At 36.5% G+C, this 751-nt stretch carries 1 protein-coding gene; it reads right to left on the bottom strand.

What is annotated here, in order from left to right:
• Positions 1-751: NACHT domain-containing protein (locus NF27_RS12175; protein WP_161791744.1), on the bottom strand; the 751-nt coding region annotated here is incomplete at both ends.

Here is a 751-nt window from a genome sequence, read left to right on the forward strand (position 1 = left end):
AGCACTGTAATTACCTGCTCCCTTACATCTGTCATACAATACTCCTGCTACATACCACCACATAACCTCATAATACGGCGTATATTTATGCTCCCTTATTAATTCAACTGCTTCCTTGTATCTATCACTACCTACTTCTTCTAAGCTTCCTGCAATATACCTTGCCGCAAAATATTCCTGGAAGGTTAAATGTAAGAAATGTACATCTTCTCCCATATTTTTTATTATTCCGGTCTTAAGTACCTCTTTAGTATTTCTCCCTAATACTCGTGTTACTATTTCCTTACCTATTACTATTTCATTCCCCTTCATTCCTTCTATCGCCAGTTCTTCTAACTTGGATACTATTTCCTCACATTCCTCCCATTCGTCTAACGCTATCTCTTCAGCTTCTTCACTTAGAAACTCTTTATTCTTTCCTTTGGTTAAATATCTTCTTAATAATTTACTGCTTATTTCTTTATACAGCTTACTCATCGTATAGTTCTTTTCCCTGCTTAAATCCTCCCATGCATAACATATTAACTCCAGGTTGATCGGTATATGTGCTATTCCCCATATTCCTTTATTGCTTTCTAAAAACCTTATTATCTCACCACTCTTATTTGAGGGCATGAACTTGCTTATATAGCTCTTTATGTTTTCACTTGTGAACCCTATGTTCTCCAGTTCTTCATCAATATTAATCGGTACACCCCCTATTTGCCTGATCCTACTTGTCGGACGTGATGTCACTATTACACGGCTATTA

It is taken from the genome of Candidatus Jidaibacter acanthamoeba (assembly GCF_000815465.1).
Lineage (GTDB): Bacteria > Pseudomonadota > Alphaproteobacteria > Rickettsiales > Midichloriaceae > Jidaibacter > Jidaibacter acanthamoebae.